The sequence below is a fragment of the Anaerovorax sp. IOR16 genome (assembly GCF_017168145.1).
Lineage (GTDB): Bacteria > Bacillota > Clostridia > Peptostreptococcales > Anaerovoracaceae > IOR16.
Window position 1 is genome coordinate 102,767 of the sequence record NZ_JADQTL010000011.1, and the last position, 16,761, is coordinate 119,527.

Below are 16,761 nucleotides of genomic sequence, written 5' to 3' on the forward strand. Positions count from 1 at the left end.
TTAAGCACAACACAATTAGGAAAATGAGCAAGTTAGTTGTTGTTTTAAACCTCTAACCTAATATATCATGGTGGAAGTTAAAAAAACGGAAGGAGGACAATATGTTAACACCAAGAGTTAAGAGGATGAGGGAAAAGCTTTTCAATACGATTCCGACAATCACAGCAGAGAGGCTGGTACTGGCAACTGAAGCATACCAGAAGTTTGCTGGTGATGCAGTTCCTATTTTTAGAGCCAAGGTTGTCAACTACATTATGGAGAATATGACAACACTCATCCTGAATGATGAACTTATCGTAGGAACAGCAACAAATGCATATAGAGGTGCCAACCTGCATCCAGAATTTCAGTCAAGTTCATGGTATATCAGTGATATTGACGAAATCTCAACAAGAAGCAATGATCCATATTATATTTCACCAGAAGATAAGGCAACGATTCTTGAAACGCTTAAATACTGGGAAGGCAAGTCGATGGAAGACCTGTCACAGACAGTACTTCCAGCACACACTCGCGAACTTGAGAAAGATGACATTATTTGCGTAGGCCTTGAGAATGGTGTTTCGGGTGAAACTTTATGTGACCATGAAAAGATTCTGACTGTAGGAATCAGAGGATATATGGAAGAGTGCCAGAAAAACATCGACAATTTACTTCCACAGACCATGGAGGAACAGGCTAAGGTGGATTTCTGGAAGGCATGTATCATTCAGTGCGAAGGACTTATCACTTACGCACACAGAATGGCAGATGAAGCCGAAAGAATGGCTTCAGAATCCACTGATGAGAAGAGAAAGCAGGAACTTCTTAGGATTGCAGAAAACTGCAGAATCGTTCCTGAGAACCCGCCGCAGAGCTTTCAACAGGCACTTCAGTCAATATGGTTCGCACACGTTTATTTTCACATTGAAGTCTGTACTACCGCATGTGGATTCGGCAGATTTGACCAGTACATGTGGTCATTCTACAAGAGGGACGTAATCGATGAAAAGAACATCACAAGAGAAGAAGCTCTGGAAATGCTGGAATGCTTCTATCTTAAGGCATGTGAAGTATATGAAGTAAGAGACAATTGGTACGCTACATCATTCGCAGGTTATCCAATGTGGCAGATCCTGGTTGTAGGCGGACAGACTCGAGACGGCCAAGATGCAACAAACGACTTGTCATTTCTTTGTCTGGAAGCAGCAGATGAACTTCGGGTAACACAGCCTACAATGGCAGTAAGAGTCTGGGAAGAAACTCCTGAAGAACTGATTAAGTTCGGATGCAGGATGATTCAGGAAGGACAGGCAAACCCAGGATTCTTTAATGACAACGCAGCAATCAAGATGTGTCTTGGCAAGGCTAGATGCACGATAGAAGAAGCAAGAGATTGGACTATCGTAGGTTGTATTCAGCCAGGTCCTGGCGGCGGCGGAACAGATGGCTCACCTGATGCCGGATACGTTAACATGGGTAAGATGGTTGAATTCGTTCTGCACAACGGCGTTGACCCTGCTACAGGCAAGCTTATGGGACTTGAAACTGGAGACCCAAGAAAATTCAAGAATATCGAAGAATTTAAGGATGCTCTTAAGAAGCAGATTATCCATCATTACGATATAATCAGAATCGGCTACAACATGATGCAGAGCATTCACATGAATCGATACCCTGTAATCTTCGCATCAATGGTAACTAAGGGATGTGTTGAAAGCGGTAAATCCGTACAGCACGGTGGAGCGCAGTACTCAACAGCCGGCATGTACATTTCAGGAGCAGCTAACATGGCAGATTCTATCGCAGCAGTGGAAAAGTGCGTATTCGAAGATAAGAACATAACAATGGATGAACTGATCAAGGCATGCGACACGAACTTTGAAGGGCAGGAAAGACTTCGTCAGCTTCTGCTAAACAAGCCTGAAAAATACGGTAACAATCTGGAGCACGTGGACAGCATCTACAAGGAAATGATACATCATGTTGCTAATACTGTTCAGGGCTGGAAAGATGCTAGAGGTGGAGGTTACGCGTTCGGCATTGATACACAGACTTTAAACCTTTCACACGGTCTCGTTACAGGAGCACTTCCAGATGGAAGACTTGCAGGCGAACCATTTTGCGACAGTGCTTCACCAATGATGGGCAGAGATATTAACGGTCCGACAGCTACAGTTAAGTCAGTTGCCGCCATGGGACAGGAAGTATTACACGAAGGTGCACTGTTCAATCTGCGTTTCGACCCTAAGGGAGTTCAGGGAGAAGGCGGTCTGAATATTATCGAAGGCGTTATCAAGACATTTTTCGAAGATGGCGGTGAACATATACAGATAAATGTAGTAGATAATGAAACCCTCAGGAAGGCACAGGAAAATCCCGAGAACTACAAGGGACTCATGGTTCGTGTAGCAGGCTACATGGCATACTTCACAGAACTTGATAAGAAAGCACAAGATATTATTATATACAGAACTGCACACTTATCACAGAATTAATATAACGGGGAGGATGTTTCAATGAGTAATACACCTGAAAGTGTTCTTGTAGGAAGCCTTCAGAAATTTTCCGTAGAAGACGGACCTGGCATCAGAACAACAGTATTCATGAAAGGTTGCCCTCTCAGCTGTAAGTGGTGCCACAATCCTGAGCTAATCGACCCGCAGCAGCAACTTATCAAGTCACCAAACAACTGCATCGGATGTGGATACTGCGTCAAGATATGTCCTCAAGGTGCAGTGACAATGAACTTGGAAGAGGGAGTTGTAATTGACAGAAGCAAATGCGACGTGTGTCTCAAGTGTGAAGACGAGTGCTATGCACAGGCCCTAAGACCTGTAGCCAAGCCAATGACCATAGATGAAATACTCTGCATAGCGGAGCAGGATAAAGGTTTCTATGATAACACAGAGGGCGGTATTACAGTCAGCGGAGGAGAAATCCTCATGCATGCAGAATTTGTAAGCAAGCTTATCGATGAAGCGGGCAAACGAGGCATCAACGTGTGCATGGATACATCTGGCTTTGGAGATTCACAGGCTCTCATGAAAATGGCTCTCATGGAAAACGTCACGGACATTCTTTACGATATGAAATCAATTGACGACGAAGTTCACAGAGAATACACGGGAGTCAGCAATCAGTTGATCATTGGCAACCTAAGAAGGCTCGCAGCAAATGCAAGAACTGTGGATAAGTTGATTATGAGAATGCCTCTCATCAAGGGAGTGAATGACAGCGACGACATAATTAAGCGTACGGGCGAACTTTACAGGGAAATCGGAGTGAAACGAGTGAATCTGCTCCCATACCACAGTCTTGGAATCAGCAAGAAAAGAAACGTGGGCGGTACGCAGGAGGAATTCGAACAGCCGACAGAGGAGCGCCTGACAGAAATAGAATTTTATTTTAAAAATGAAATAAATTTAAAGGTGGAAATTTTGGGAAGAGTATAAAAAATTACTTATAGATAATTTAAGAGGAAGGAATCACTATGGACGGTACTAATTTAGGAATCATCACCTTAATTCCAGCGCTGGGTTTCTTAGTATTCGCGCTTGTAACTAAGAAGTGTATCCTGAGTATCCTGTTATCTGGTATACTCGGATATATATTTTACTATAAGGCAGCGTTCTTCATGCCAATGATGGATGCATTACTTTCAGCATCATGCGATGCAGACAACAACTATATCGTAATTATTTGTCTGTTGTTCGGATGCTTCGTACAGCTGCTCAGACAGTCAAAGGGAGCTGTAGCAGTAGGTGATTTAGCTAGAAAGTATATCAAGTCAGAAAAACAAGTATTATTCATGACCTGGTTGTGCGGAATTGTAATCTTCATCGACGACTACCTCAGCATCCTGGTTACTGCAAACTGTGTACTTACCCTTTCAGATGAACATAAGACACCAAGAGAAATGATCTGCTACATCATCAATACAACATCAGCTCCAGTTTGTCTGATTATACCGATTTCTGCATGGGTAGTATTCTTCTCAGGAATCTTTGAACAGCAGGAAGAAGCTGCAGTAGTTGGTGACAGTGCAATGAGCATTTACTACCATATCATGCCATACTTCTTCTATCCATTTCTCTGTGTAATCTTCGTACTCCTAGTAATTCTGGGAATCGTTCCTAAGATGGGTGGTATTAAGAAGGCATATCAGAGAGTTGCAGAAACCAGACAGCTTTGGCCAGCATCAAGTAACATGCAGAACCAGGGTGATGAACTCGGTGACGTAATGGGCGCTATCACTGATGATAATGCTAAGGAAGAAAAAGAAATAACACCACATCTTTGGGCATTCATCGTACCAATGGTAGTAGTTATTATAGTAACTTTATGGCTGAACGATATTCTTTACGGTGTAAGCTGTGGTATCTTCGCTTGTTTCATTCTGTTCGTTCCAACCAAGATAATGAGTCTTGGTAAATTCTGTGACGCTTGTTACAAGGGTCTTGAAGATATGCTGTTTATAGCAGTTGTACTCGTTACATCATTATTCTATAGAGAATCAATCACCCTTATTGGTTTACCTGACTACCTGATCGACGTTGCAGGTCCATATATGAGTGCAGCATGGCTTCCAGCGATCTCATTTATACTCGTAGGTATTGTATGCTTCGCAACAGGAAATATCTGGAGTATCCCTGCAGTATGTACTCCAATTATTCTTCCACTGGCTGCTTCAAGTGGTGCAAGTATTCCACTCACACTGGGAGCAATTATCTCAGCTGCATGCTTCGGTGCACAGGCCTGCTTCTATTCAGACGTAACTCTTCTGTCAGCTTCAGCTTGCAGAATTAATAACGTAGATTATGCAATTGCACAGCTGCCATATATAGGAATTGTTACAGCAATATCATTCATCGCATATGTAGTCTTTGGTTTCGCAATGTCATAAACAACAACAGCAGGGATAGAAATGAAATAAGCTAGATTGAGGTTTGAGATTAGGGAATGACATTGGGGTCAGCTAAACTGAATATGAAAGGGGCTGGATTTTCAATCCAGCCCCTTTTAAATATGCTCTAAAAACACGCATAACATCAATTACACCCATATTACTGCCGATCATTAACATCTCCGCAATATGAGACGGTGTTTTGTCTGTTAATGTTTGGATGTTAATCATTAGATAGGTTTTTATTTTATCAAGTGCACTTATCCCTTTTTCATCATAATTATTTTTGTTTAATAAAGATTTAGCAGTAGTATGAATTTTATCATATTCATATTTTTTTACCTCCATACTAATAATCTGTCCCAATATGATTGTATTATTAAAAGATTATCAAATATAAGAAAAAACGACTCATAATCGTTCTTTTTAGAACTCTTGAGTCGTTTTTTGTAAGATTTGTTTTATCATGTTTATCTTGTTCTAAGTAAACTAATAGCGCTGAATATTATAGCAGTTGCAGATACTGCAGATGCTACAATTCCTAAGATAAGACCAGTTCTTGCGATACCTCTCATTGCACTTTCCTCCCATTCTTTCTTAGCTTTATCTTACCATTTTCTTTGAATAAAAACCATGTTTTTTATATTTGTTTTGATAGAAATGATTCCAGTTGACGCTGAATTTCTTTGAGAGATAGATGATGTTTTTTTGCAAGGGTGACACAGTCATCAAATTCTGGTTTGCATTTATTTAATTCTTCATATGCCGTTTTTTTAATTTGAATAGCCCCTAATGGAGTTTCTATCTTTTCTATATTACGTGATAAGGTTAATCTTTCTGTTTTTCGATAGCGAAGTCCGATTGTGGAAGTTTCACGGAATAAAATGTCAGCCATTCTTTGTAAGTCTTCTTCATTGCAAAGTACAGTGAGCAAAATACCCGGACGATTTTTTTTCATGTAAATTGGCGTATAGTATACATCTAAGGCACCTGCATTGAACAAGCAATCCATTGTATAGGATAGCACTTCGCCGGTCTCATCATCCAAAGAAGTTTCGATAACACAAACCGTGTTTGTATACATATTTAATTCGTTTGAATCAGTTGGAATGTTTAAATTTAAAGAGGCAGTCCCTAGATAAACTCTTAATGCATTAAATTTACCCGTTTTTTTCTTTCCGAAGCCATAACCAATTTTTTCTACTTTCATTTTTGGCATGGTACCACAATCTGAGACGGTTGCTTTTAAAATACCAAAGCCGGTGGGAGTAACCAATTCACCTTGAACATCACTGGAAACCAGTGTTAGTTTGCTTTCTGCAAGCATTTGGGAAACGGCAGGGACCGGAACGGGAAGCCGACCGTGTTGGCATTCAATGAATCCGTGACCGTCTTGAATGACAGAACAACATATACGGTCGATATTTAAATAGTCCAAACAGATTGCGGTTCCGACAATGTCTACAATAGAGTCGGTAGCACCGACTTCATGAAAATGAACTTCATGCAATGTTTTACCATGAACCTTTGCTTCAGCCTTTGCAATCTCAGTAAAAATCGAAATTGCTTGTTCTTTCGCTCTTACTTTTATGGAGCTCTGATTAATAATTTCAATGATATCATATAAATTACGGGCATTTTCATGTTCATGATGGTGCTTTAAATCAGTATTGTGATGGTCATTATCAAGATGTTCATGATAGTACTCGTGGTGATTATTTTCATGATGTTCATGATGGTGCTCGTGATGCTCATGGCAATGATGATTATGCGGATGCTCATGATCATGAGTTTCTTGTGTGTCTTGAGTAAGATGGACAATAACATCCGTACCTTGTATCGCATTTTGTTCAGTCGATTTTATTTCTAAAGTATAACCGGAAATGTAGAGCTTTTCTAATTCTAATTTTAAATAAGAAGGATCAACTCCTAAATCGATTAATGCTCCCAGCGTCATATCGCCACTGATACCGGAAAAACAATCAAAGTATAAAATACGTTCCATAATAATTCCTTTCTTATTTTTAAAAGTATATTCCCATAAAGTATAAATTACAGTTTGTTAATATTAGATGCTAGATATGCAGCACCAAAACCGTTGTCAATATTTACTACGCCTACGCCGGCTGCACAGCTGTTTAACATTGTCAGGAGAGCAGATATACCTCCAAAACTGGCTCCATATCCTACACTTGTAGGAACAGCAATCACCGGCTTGTCCACAAGACCACCTACAACACTTGCTAAGGCACCTTCCATACCTGCTACAACAATAATGACATTTGCAGTACGGATTTGTTTTGTTTTTGATAATAAACGATGAATCCCGGCAACGCCAACATCATAAATACGATCCACTTTGTTGCCAAGAATTTCAGCAGTAATTGCTGCTTCTTCTGCAACCGGAATGTCTGCAGTTCCAGCAGTGATTACTGCAATTGTTTTTTCAGAACAATGTATTTCTCGTTGTTTTATAACAATAATACGCGCCAGTTCATGATAAACTGCATCCGCTGCAACCTGTTTAATTGCATCATAATGGTTTTGAGAGGCACGAGTCGCAAGGATATTTGTATTATGAATCATCATATGACGTACGATTTCTGCAGCTTGTTCCGGTGTTTTTCCTTCACAAAAAATGGCCTCTGGGTAACCTGTCCGAAGATTACGATGCTGGTCAATCGTTGAAAATTCCAACTCCTCAAAAGGGAGTGTCTTTAATTGTTCAATTGCGTCTTCTGGTTTTTTTTCTCCACTTGCAACTTGATTCAGCACTTTCATTAAGTAAGAATGATCCATGGTGTTTTACCTTTCTAAAGTTTGATTTAGACTTCCCATTTGATAGCCGCCAAGATCCAATGCGGCATAGAGAAATCCTATTTTTTTTGCAGCAGTGTCTATTTGGTCCATAAGTGAAAGATTGAAAAATTTGCTGCGTTCTTCCGGAGAAACCTCGATACGTGCAATGCTGCCATGATGACGTACACGACATTGTTTAAATCCGAATTGATGAAGCTCTTTTTCTAGCAAATTAATCGCTTTCAATTTTTCAATTGTAATTTCTTCTCCATATGGAATACGAGAAGCAAGACAAGCAAATGGTGGCTTGTCCCAGGAAGTATTATTTCTTGATTTTAATAATTGACGTATTTCTTCTTTTGTAAAACCTGCGTCTTTTAAAGGACTTATTATATTTAGTTCTTCTAGAGCTAAAAGACCGGGTCGATAGTCATTGATGTCATCATAATTGGTTCCGTCTGCAACGAAAAAAAATTCATGTTCTTTTGCTTTCTTTAAAATCTCAGAAAAAATAATTTTCTTACATAAATAACATCGGTTAGGAGGATTATGTGAGAAAGTATGAAAAGATTGCTCGCTCAATGTAACGTGATAATGTTTTATATTATGTTCTTTGCAGAAGAGATTGGCATCCATTAACTCTTCTTTTGAATACATAGGGGAATCCACCGTGATTGCAACAACATTTTCTTTTAAGATATCTTTTGCAAACAGTAAAAGAAAGGTACTGTCAACTCCTCCAGAAAAAGCAATTGCAAGGTTATTGCTTTTTCTCAAAATTGAAGCCAATGCTTCTTGTTTATTTTGTATATCTTTATTATCGTGCATAAAATGCCCTTTCTGTTTCATTTAAATATCTTTCGTATAATTTCAAAAAGAATTTTTAAAAACCCTTGAAAAATCAATTTATTTTTGAAATTTCAAGGGTTGTTTTTATCAATGGTCTATTTTATTATGACGTAATTTTATAAAAACATCAAGACCTTTTGTAATATGCCTGTTTTTATTTTGATTCCGGCAATGTTGCCATTTTATAACACCAGAACCAATCCTCACATTCAAGACCGATTTCTTGTGGATCAGTTTGGCGTCTGAGTAATCCATCGTATGTCATTGGAGGCGGAACGAGAACAGGCTGGCCCGGTTCCCAGTTTGCCGGTGTTAAAACCTTGTATTCATCGGTTGTTTGGATTGCGATCAACAGCCTTAGTATTTCTTGAATGTTTCTTCCATTTGTTGCAGGATAAATTAAAATAGCCCGTATTACCTGCATTGGATCAATGATAAATACATCACGGATTGTTGATTGCGTTGTAACATCCGGAGCAAACATACCGTATGAACGAGCTATGTCGCCGGTTCGATCTGAGATAACCGGAAATGGAATTGTAATTCCGGTTGTTAAGTAAATGTCATAGATCCACGCAAGATGTGATGGATTGCTGTCAATGCTAATTCCTAACAATTGTGCATTTCGATCTACAAAATCCTGATTGGCTTGTGCAAAGGCTACGAATTCCGTAGTACAAACAGGGGTAAAGTCTCCCGGATGAGAGAAAAAGACAACCCATTTGCCTTTAAAATCGGACATTTTAATTGGACCCATTGTTGACATTGCCGCAAAATCCGATGCTTGCATGCCAATGTTTAATTGAGTAATTTCCATGATAAAAATAAACCTCCATTTTTTTTACTATTTCATTGTATTCGGGTTGACGTAATTGGGTTAAATTCTTGAAATGAAAAGTATAAATTATATTTTTCATTTTTAAATATTAGGATAAAGGAATGAAGAAAAAAAACGTGAGAAGTAATTAAGAGATTAGTAAATCAAATTTATGTTGAAGATTAAAGAAATTAGAAGAATGAAGAATGCAAAAGGGATGTTTTAAAAACATCCCTCTTATGAAAAAAAAATTTACTGTTATTTTGATAAAATATAATTAATATAATCTGCTATTTGATTATCTTGTTCAATTGTAATATCGCAATGTTCTAAGATGGAAATAGACTGAAGTGTTATTCGTTCATCTTCTTCATTTTCAATATTATAAAATATTTTTCCTTCTATAATACCTGGCTTTCTTCCGTATTTTAAAACCATTAAATTATAAAGTTGATCTCCAAGAATATCTTTCCAGTAAATCTGATTTAAAAGCATGGACACATACGTTTCAAAGTCAACATGATCTAGTGAAAACTCATTTTTCTCTAAACTTATTGAAAAAAAAGTTCTGAAGTATTCAATACAAGCATCAACTTTAGAATTTATTGGGATTGATGGATTATCCATAATTCTCTTAGATTTTCTTTTTAAAAATTCTCTTTCATTATAATCTAATAAGTCACCAAATTTACTAATTGCATGTAGTTTTTTATAATGGTATTCTTTGTGCTCTGCTGAATCATCCACATCAATCGGATCATATACCAATCCACAGTCTTTGCATGTAATTAATTTTTCAAAACCAAGCATAAAGTCAATGGATACATTAAAGCGATCTGCAACTTTTTGTATGTTTTCTGGTCCCGGTGTTTGACCATCCAACCAATTTTTAATTGTAGTTTGGTGAACTTTTAAATCTTTAGACAGTCTGTAAGGTGTTAGATTCCCGTTTTTCATTAGTTGCTTTAATATTCCAGAGAATGTCATAAGTGGGTACCTCCATAAATAGTCTAATTAAATATAGTTTTTTAGATTAAATAACCTTGACACAATCTAATAATATTATATATAATTAGATTATTCCGAAGAATTGAACAAAATATAAGTCTAATAATATGGTGATATTGTTATTTTAATCTATAAAAATAGACTATCATATTAAGTAAGTTTATGCAAGTATTTTAAAAAGAAAGGAGGTTCTTGGGGGATATTACATAAAGTATAAACTATTTAATAGGGATTAATAGAAATACGAATGAATAAGGAGAAGAGGAATGTTTGATAAATATATAAATTATAATCGAATTACAGAGGATATGATCCGCAATCGCGAAGATAATCTTACGGCTTTGGAATCACTAACAGAGCAGTATGCTGAATTGATAGCGAAAGATGGCGTAGGGGCAATTAGTTATGAAAAAGAACGTGTTCAAGTAAGCTTAAAAAATGATGCTATGGTTAATAATGCCATCCAAAAAGAAGCAATCAAAAAGAAATTGGATGAGTTAAATACAGAGTGTAAATTATTTGAGAAAGCTTGGAAACATCTTACGATGGAGGAGCGGCAAGTACTTGAAGTTTTTTGCAGCCAAGATTTAAAAAAACAAGATGCAATTGATGTGATTTGTGAACAATTGCATTGCGAACGTGCCACCGCATATCGAAAAAAAGATGCAGCTTTAGGAAGATTTAAAAAACTATTATTTGCATAATGAGACAAAGTTGAGATGAAATAACACTTTTTCAGTGTTATAGTGATATTGGTGAAAGATGCAAAAGATTATTCATATTAGAGAACCATTATATCAAGATGGTTCTTTTTTATTTGTAAATTACATCGTTCACTAATCTATTTAAAAAGAGGCTGTTAAAAAGTCTTTTTAAATGTTTTACTGTGGACGTATAAATCACAGATAAGTGCGAGAAGCAACCTCGTAAAATGCGTAATTGAAGATGGAGGGGCTATGAAGAGAAAATTTTTAGAGGCGCTTAAAATTGAAGGTATGACGAAAGAAGCTATTGATCAGATTATGGCTGAAAACGGACGGGATATTGAGAGAGAAAAGGCAAAGAACAAAGAAAAACAGAAAAAGCTCATAGAAAAATACAGCTTAAAAGATGGCATGAAATCTCTCGGAGTCATTGATCCGGACTATCTTATTTTTAAGCATGGGGGTATAGACAATTTTTCTTTTAACAAGGAAGGGGAGCCTTTAATGCTGGAAGAGATTCTCAAACCTTATAGAGAATCCTTTCCTTATATTTTCAGATAGGAGTGTCTGAATAAAAAAGTATAATTCAGGGGGAAAATAGAGATTTCATTTATTTGGAGGTGAGGCGGATGATAGATCAAATATTGAAAGGCATGGCGGAAAAATTAAAGATTTTCGGTCTGCCGGTTTACTTAAGAGAAGTAAAAGAGGAGCAAAAGACATCCTGCTTCTTTATTTTACCGCTTGCATCCTCTGCTGAAAAAATGATTGGAAACCGTTATCGGTTAAATCATTCGTTTGAGGTGCAGTATTATCCTCCGATAGAGGAAGCGAATGTTCCGGTGGAGAGCGTAGAGACTTCTATTTTTGAAATATTAAGTTACATTTCAGCCGGTGAAGATCTCATTCACGGAACAAAAATGTCCTCAAAAAGCCTGAATGGCGTTTTTCATTTCTATGTAGATTACAACTTTTACTCTTATAAAGAGGCGGAAAAGGAAAGTGCGATGGAATATGCAGACGTTAAAAATGGTTTAAAGGAGGAATAAGGATGAAACTGAAAAAAGAGGTATCAAAAACAAATCATACAGAAAAATTTTTGAAAGAAAAATTAATTTTTTCAGGTAGGTACAAAGAGAGCCGTGATTTACTTGAAGTATTACTTGAAGAAAAACAAGAATATTGTTTTCAGGAAGTAGATTCCTGCATTAATGAATTTTTAAAAAGGAAGGTGAACTAAATGGCTTTAGGCGGTGGTGTATTTACTGCACAAAACAAATTTTATCCAGGCAGCTATATTAATTTTGTATCTGCAAAGAAAGCATCCTCAGCGTTGTCAGACCGCGGATATGCAGCGATGGCTCTGGAACTGGACTGGGGAAAAGACGGAGAAATTTTTCAGGTAAGTGCGGAGGAGTTTCAAAATAATTCCTTGAAGCTCTTTGGATACAATTATACAGACAAACATATGAAGGGGCTTCGTGATCTGTTCAAGAATGGATTGAGACTGGCTTACTTTTACCGTTTGAACAGCGGGGATAAAGCAGAAAATGATTTTGCGAAGGCAAAGTACAGCGGGATAAAAGGAAACAGCATTCAGATTCGGGTAGCAGCGAATGTAGACGATCCAGAATTATTCGATGTCAGTACTTTATTTGATGCAAAGTTGGTGGACAAGCAGACTGTAAAAGCAATGACGGAATTAGAAGATAACGATTATGTGGTGTGGAAAAAGAGTGCCTCTTTAGCAGAAAATGCGGGCGTTTCTCTTTCTAATGGTACGAACAAAGCATCCGTAACCGGAGAGGATTACACGGCATTCTTAAGCAAGGCAGAGAGCTGTTCCTTTAATGTGTTGGGCTGCCTTTCCACGGAGGAAACCGTTTGCAATTTATTCACTGCCTTTACAAAGAGGATGAGGGAAGAGCACGGTGTAAAATTCCAGACAGTTCTTTACCGTACAGCTGCCGATTACGAAGGGGTAATCAGTGTGGAAAACAAGACAAATGATTCGGAGTATCCGCAATCTTCTTTAGTATATTGGACAGTCGGCGCACAGGCGACCTGCTCTGTCGGCGGCGGAAGAGCGAGCCTTTCCAATCAACGCTATGATGGTGAATTTGAGGTGGAAGCAGATTATACACAGATTCAGCTCGCTGACGGCTTGAAAAAAGGAAAATTCTTACTACATAAGGTTGGAGATGAGATTCGTGTGCTGGAGGATATTAATACCTTAACTTCATTCACAAGTGAAAAGAGCAAAGATTTTTCAGGAAACCAGGCTATCCGTGTTTTGGACCAGATTGCAAATGATATTGCAGATCTTTTCAACAGCAAATACCTTGGAAATATCCCGAACGATAATTCCGGAAGAGTTATGCTTTGGAATGACATCGTCAGACATCACCAGGAGCTGCAAAAACTGCAGGCCATTGAAAATTTTGCAGCAGATGATATAAAGGTACTCGCTGGTGACAGCAAGAAAGCAGTTGTTGTAGAAGATCATGTAACATTAGTCAATGCAATGAGCGAGCTATATATGACGGTAGTTGTTCAGTAAAGGAGGGAATGTTATGAAATTTATGAACTCAAAAGATGCAATAAGTGGTTCTTTGGCAGAATGCTTTTTAACCATTGACGGAAACTGCTATAATTTTATGCAGGCAATTAACCTGGAGGCAAAGGTAGAGAAGACAAAAACAGAAATTCCGATTCTCGGAAAGACCGGAAAAGGAAATAAAGCAACAAGCTGGAAGGGAACAGGAAGTGCGACGTTCCATTATAATACCTCTGTTTTGAGAGAACTGCTTTATAAATATAAAGAAACCGGAGAAGATATTTACTTTGACATTCAGGTGACCAATGAAGACCCGGCTTCAGATTTAGGCAGACAGACTGTCATTTTAAAGGACTGCAACGTCAATGGCGGCATTTTAACCAAGTTTGATGCCAGTGCCGAATATTTGGATGAAGAACTCGAATTTACCTTTGAAGATTTTGAGATTCCGGAAAAATTTAATTTATTAAACGGTATGGAGTAATGCAGAGGAGAAAATTATGAGTAATTTAGATGCTTTTTTAAATCCTGTAAAAGAAGAAAACGTAAAGGTAGTGGTAAGTAAGCGTTTTGTCGGAGAAGACGGAAATCCCGTAGAATGGGAGCTTCGGGCTTTGACTGGTGAAGAAGATGAGGCAATACGGAAAAAGTGTACAAGATCTGTTCAGGTACCGGGAAAAAGAGGACAATATACGAATGAAACGGATATCAACCGTTATCTCGGAGAGCTGGCAGCTGCATGCACGGTATATCCTAATTTAAATGACGCTGCTTTACAGAAGGCTTATGGTGTTTTAGGAGCGGATTCCTTATTGAAAACAATGCTGAAAGCAGGGGAATATGCTGAATATCTTGAAAAGGTGCAAAAAATAAGCGGATATGACCAAACGATGGAAGATTTGGTGGACGAAGTAAAAAACTAATTGAGGAGGGCGATGCGGAAGCAAATTTCGAATATTATGCTCTCCACAAATTGAGGATTCTGCCGAGCACGCTCTTGTCAATGAGCCGGGAGGAAAAGGCATTTATTTATGCCTCCATTCAATTACGCATGGAAGCGGAAAAAAGAGAGGCAAGAAAGGCAAGAAAAAAATAAAAATAAAACGCTTTGAGCTTATAACAAAATGTTTTGGCTTCAAAGCGTTTTTCTTTTACAAATAGAGTCTTTGATTTTATTATTTGTAGAAGAAAGGAAGGGAGTGAGGGAATGGCGACAGTTTTAAATGCATTGAATCTTTCGAATCAAATCAATAATATTTCCAGTCGAATCAATAATATTTCATTGGCCGCAATGAAAACAAAAAATGTTTTTAAATCACTGAACGTTACCATGAATCATACGACGAATATGAATTTCGGTCAAGTCAATCAATCCATTGCTACGCTGAACAAGAGCGTTCAAAAAGTAGCGGAAACGCTCGGAAGAGCCGATATGCAGCAAAAAAATCTGAATCAGGATATGAAAACAGGGCAGGCATCAGCAGGAAAGCTGAGCGGGATGCTGTCTAAAATCGATTTAGCGCAGGTTGCAAAGAGTGTGATGCAGACTTCGGATAAAATGGTTCAAACCAGGACAAAGCTGAATACGGCAAATGACGGGCGCCAAACGACGAAAGACTTGGAGGATAAAGTATTTGCAAGTGCGCAGAGATCCCGGACTGGATATTTTGATATGGTATCTGCGGTTACAGCGATAAGTGCAAATACCCAGACCTTTAAAACAAATGATGAAACGTTGGCTTTTGCAGAGCAGGTAAATAAGCTGTTTAAAATAGACGGTGCTTCCGGTGGGCAGCAGTCCACTGCAATTATGCTGCTTTCACAGGCGATGGCGGACGGAGCGTTAAAGGCGGAGGAGTTAAATTCTATTTTAGAAGTATCTCCGAGTCTAGGGAAAAGTATAGAGGCTGGAATGGGATGGGCAGAAGGCTCTATCCGCTCATATGCGGAGCAGGGAGCGTTGACGGCTTCTGCAGTTAAAAATTCTGTATTCCAAATGGCAGAGAATACGAACGCTGCGTTTACTGCCACACCAATGACGTGGGGAGATGTGTGGAATTCGGCAATTACCAGTATCATAAAAGTTTCGCGTCCTTTGCTAGGTTTTATCAACATGTTGGCAAATTGCTGGAGTATATTAGAGCCAATCTTATTAGGTGTGGTTGCAGCAATTATCACATATAATTCAGTTATGGGTATAGCATGGCTAACAACTTTAAAAAACGCTGCAGTGATAGCATGGAAAACAATTTGTGATTGGGCAGAAACAGCTGCAATTGTTGCAATGACAGTTGCATCAGATGGATTAAATGCTGCTCTTGCTGCTTGTCCAATTACATGGATTATTATAGCGGTGATTGCTTTAATCGCAATATTTTATGCTGTAATTGCTGCAATCAATAAATTTAAAGGAACAAGTCTGTCTGCTACGGGGATGATTGTCGGGGCAATTTTCGTTGCAGGGGCTGTGATTGCAAATACTGTTATTGGACTTTTGAATGCATTGATTCAGTTTGTCTGGGCAATATTTGCCGAACCATTTATTGGGATTATAGAATGGATTTTAAATGTGACGAACGGTGGATTCAATAGCTTCGGCGGAGCAGTGGCGAATTTAATCGGTCAAATCATTTCTTGGTTCTTATCACTTGGAAAAGTGGTTACCAAAATTATAGATACAATCTTCGGAACGGAGTGGACCGCAGGACTTGATTCTTTGCAAGACAGTGTGATTAAATGGGGGAAAAATGAAAAGGCAATTACTTTAGACAGAAGTGCACCGACCATAGAACATAGATTTACTTATCAGGATGCATGGAACAAAGGAAACAAGATAGGGGCAGGTTTACAGGACAAAGTAACTGGTCTTTTTAGTCAGGATGATTCTGTTCCAGACTCTTTAAATCAAACCGCAGAGAATACGGGGAAAATGGCAAACACAATGGAAATGAGCGGAGAGGATTTGAAGTATCTCAGAGATGTTGCAGAGCGTGAAGTAATCAATCGTTTCACAACAGCGGACTTGAGCGTTACGATGCAGACAACGGCAAACGTCAACAATGATCTCGACATTGACGGCATCATATCACAGCTCGAGGATAAGACCTATGAAATGCTGGTTTCAACCGCAGAGGGGGTGTAA

17 protein-coding genes are annotated in these 16,761 nt (G+C 38.4%); 11 read left to right on the plus strand and 6 right to left on the minus strand.

The features are described 5' to 3' along the window. Nucleotides 1-101 precede the first annotated feature (101 nt). Genes I2490_RS14345 through I2490_RS14355 form a run of 3 tightly spaced genes read left to right on the plus strand, consistent with a single transcriptional unit; the run spans nt 102 to nt 4,885 of the window. A complete protein-coding gene (locus I2490_RS14345; RefSeq protein WP_206460459.1) occupies nt 102-2,477 on the plus strand; it encodes a glycyl radical protein in 2,376 nt (791 codons plus the stop codon). Between the two features lie 21 nt (nt 2,478-2,498). Beyond that, on the plus strand, nt 2,499-3,434 hold the full coding sequence (locus I2490_RS14350; protein ID WP_206460460.1) for a glycyl-radical enzyme activating protein: 936 nt from the start codon (nt 2,499-2,501) through the stop codon (nt 3,432-3,434). 38 nt (nt 3,435-3,472) lie between these two features. Continuing rightward, nucleotides 3,473-4,885, plus strand: a complete 1,413-nt coding sequence (locus I2490_RS14355; RefSeq protein WP_206460461.1) for a Na+/H+ antiporter NhaC family protein — start codon at nt 3,473-3,475, stop codon at nt 4,883-4,885. A gap of 72 nt (nt 4,886-4,957) precedes the next feature. Here the strand turns inward: I2490_RS14355 and I2490_RS14360 are convergent, their stop codons facing one another. The 6 genes from I2490_RS14360 to I2490_RS14385 form a co-directional block, all read right to left on the minus strand. Beyond that, a complete protein-coding gene (locus tag I2490_RS14360; RefSeq protein WP_206460462.1) occupies nt 4,958-5,233 on the minus strand; it encodes a hypothetical protein in 276 nt (91 codons plus the stop codon). A gap of 292 nt (nt 5,234-5,525) precedes the next feature. Beyond that, on the minus strand, nt 5,526-6,890 hold the full coding sequence (larC, locus tag I2490_RS14365) for a nickel pincer cofactor biosynthesis protein LarC (protein WP_206460463.1): 1,365 nt from the start codon (nt 6,888-6,890) through the stop codon (nt 5,526-5,528). Between the two features lie 47 nt (nt 6,891-6,937). Beyond that, complete coding sequence (larB, locus tag I2490_RS14370; RefSeq protein WP_206460464.1) at nt 6,938-7,684, minus strand: nickel pincer cofactor biosynthesis protein LarB; 747 nt, start codon at nt 7,682-7,684, stop codon at nt 6,938-6,940. A gap of 6 nt (nt 7,685-7,690) precedes the next feature. Then, nucleotides 7,691-8,512, minus strand: a complete 822-nt coding sequence (gene larE / locus I2490_RS14375) for an ATP-dependent sacrificial sulfur transferase LarE (protein WP_206460465.1) — start codon at nt 8,510-8,512, stop codon at nt 7,691-7,693. A 175-nt stretch (nt 8,513-8,687) separates the two neighbouring features. Further along, nucleotides 8,688-9,350 carry a peroxiredoxin gene (locus I2490_RS14380; protein ID WP_206460466.1) on the minus strand — a complete coding sequence of 221 codons (663 nt, stop codon included), beginning with the start codon at nt 9,348-9,350 and terminating at the stop codon, nt 8,688-8,690. A gap of 258 nt (nt 9,351-9,608) precedes the next feature. Further along, nucleotides 9,609-10,337, minus strand: a complete 729-nt coding sequence (locus tag I2490_RS14385) for a helix-turn-helix domain-containing protein (RefSeq protein WP_206460467.1) — start codon at nt 10,335-10,337, stop codon at nt 9,609-9,611. A gap of 287 nt (nt 10,338-10,624) precedes the next feature. On the opposite strand from I2490_RS14385, the gene I2490_RS14390 reads away from it, so the two are divergent. From I2490_RS14390 to I2490_RS14425, 8 genes are all read left to right on the plus strand, one after another. Further along, nucleotides 10,625-11,062, plus strand: a complete 438-nt coding sequence (locus I2490_RS14390) for a hypothetical protein (RefSeq protein ID WP_206460468.1) — start codon at nt 10,625-10,627, stop codon at nt 11,060-11,062. Between the two features lie 252 nt (nt 11,063-11,314). Then, nucleotides 11,315-11,623 (plus strand): hypothetical protein, encoded by a 309-nt coding sequence (locus tag I2490_RS14395; RefSeq protein ID WP_206460469.1) that lies wholly within the window; start codon nt 11,315-11,317, stop codon nt 11,621-11,623. Nucleotides 11,624-11,691: 68 nt separating this feature from the next. Continuing rightward, a complete protein-coding gene (locus I2490_RS14400) occupies nt 11,692-12,111 on the plus strand; it encodes a phage tail terminator family protein (protein WP_206460470.1) in 420 nt (139 codons plus the stop codon). A 2-nt stretch (nt 12,112-12,113) separates the two neighbouring features. Next, entirely contained in the window at nt 12,114-12,302 is a 189-nt protein-coding gene (locus tag I2490_RS14405; protein ID WP_206460471.1) for a hypothetical protein, read from the plus strand. Beyond that, nucleotides 12,303-13,622, plus strand: a complete 1,320-nt coding sequence (locus tag I2490_RS14410; RefSeq protein WP_206460472.1) for a phage tail sheath family protein — start codon at nt 12,303-12,305, stop codon at nt 13,620-13,622. 13 nt (nt 13,623-13,635) lie between these two features. Next, the gene (locus I2490_RS14415; RefSeq protein ID WP_206460473.1) at nt 13,636-14,103 is read left to right on the plus strand and encodes a phage tail tube protein; all 468 of its coding nucleotides are present in this window, start codon (nt 13,636-13,638) and stop codon (nt 14,101-14,103) included. Nucleotides 14,104-14,119: 16 nt separating this feature from the next. Further along, nucleotides 14,120-14,542 carry a phage tail assembly chaperone gene (locus I2490_RS14420; RefSeq protein ID WP_206460474.1) on the plus strand — a complete coding sequence of 141 codons (423 nt, stop codon included), beginning with the start codon at nt 14,120-14,122 and terminating at the stop codon, nt 14,540-14,542. A 284-nt stretch (nt 14,543-14,826) separates the two neighbouring features. Beyond that, on the plus strand, nt 14,827-16,761 hold the full coding sequence (locus I2490_RS14425; protein ID WP_206460475.1) for a tape measure protein: 1,935 nt from the start codon (nt 14,827-14,829) through the stop codon (nt 16,759-16,761).

Bases quoted from the DNA above. Each gene is read 5' to 3' on its own strand.
- I2490_RS14395 (WP_206460469.1), top strand. From the start codon at position 11,315: ATGAAGAGAAAATTTTTAGAGGCGCTTAAAATTGAAGGTATGACGAAA.
- I2490_RS14380 (WP_206460466.1), bottom strand. From the start codon at position 9,350: ATGGAAATTACTCAATTAAACATTGGCATGCAAGCATCGGATTTTGCG.
- I2490_RS14355 (WP_206460461.1), top strand. From the start codon at position 3,473: ATGGACGGTACTAATTTAGGAATCATCACCTTAATTCCAGCGCTGGGT.
- I2490_RS14360 (WP_206460462.1), bottom strand. From the start codon at position 5,233: ATGGAGGTAAAAAAATATGAATATGATAAAATTCATACTACTGCTAAA.
- I2490_RS14420 (WP_206460474.1), top strand. From the start codon at position 14,120: ATGAGTAATTTAGATGCTTTTTTAAATCCTGTAAAAGAAGAAAACGTA.
- I2490_RS14345 (WP_206460459.1), top strand. From the start codon at position 102: ATGTTAACACCAAGAGTTAAGAGGATGAGGGAAAAGCTTTTCAATACG.
- I2490_RS14385 (WP_206460467.1), bottom strand. From the start codon at position 10,337: ATGACATTCTCTGGAATATTAAAGCAACTAATGAAAAACGGGAATCTA.
- larC (WP_206460463.1), bottom strand. From the start codon at position 6,890: ATGGAACGTATTTTATACTTTGATTGTTTTTCCGGTATCAGTGGCGAT.
- larE (WP_206460465.1), bottom strand. From the start codon at position 8,512: ATGCACGATAATAAAGATATACAAAATAAACAAGAAGCATTGGCTTCA.
- I2490_RS14425 (WP_206460475.1), top strand. From the start codon at position 14,827: ATGGCGACAGTTTTAAATGCATTGAATCTTTCGAATCAAATCAATAAT.
- I2490_RS14350 (WP_206460460.1), top strand. From the start codon at position 2,499: ATGAGTAATACACCTGAAAGTGTTCTTGTAGGAAGCCTTCAGAAATTT.
- I2490_RS14400 (WP_206460470.1), top strand. From the start codon at position 11,692: ATGATAGATCAAATATTGAAAGGCATGGCGGAAAAATTAAAGATTTTC.
- I2490_RS14415 (WP_206460473.1), top strand. From the start codon at position 13,636: ATGAAATTTATGAACTCAAAAGATGCAATAAGTGGTTCTTTGGCAGAA.
- I2490_RS14410 (WP_206460472.1), top strand. From the start codon at position 12,303: ATGGCTTTAGGCGGTGGTGTATTTACTGCACAAAACAAATTTTATCCA.
- larB (WP_206460464.1), bottom strand. From the start codon at position 7,684: ATGGATCATTCTTACTTAATGAAAGTGCTGAATCAAGTTGCAAGTGGA.
- I2490_RS14405 (WP_206460471.1), top strand. From the start codon at position 12,114: ATGAAACTGAAAAAAGAGGTATCAAAAACAAATCATACAGAAAAATTT.
- I2490_RS14390 (WP_206460468.1), top strand. From the start codon at position 10,625: ATGTTTGATAAATATATAAATTATAATCGAATTACAGAGGATATGATC.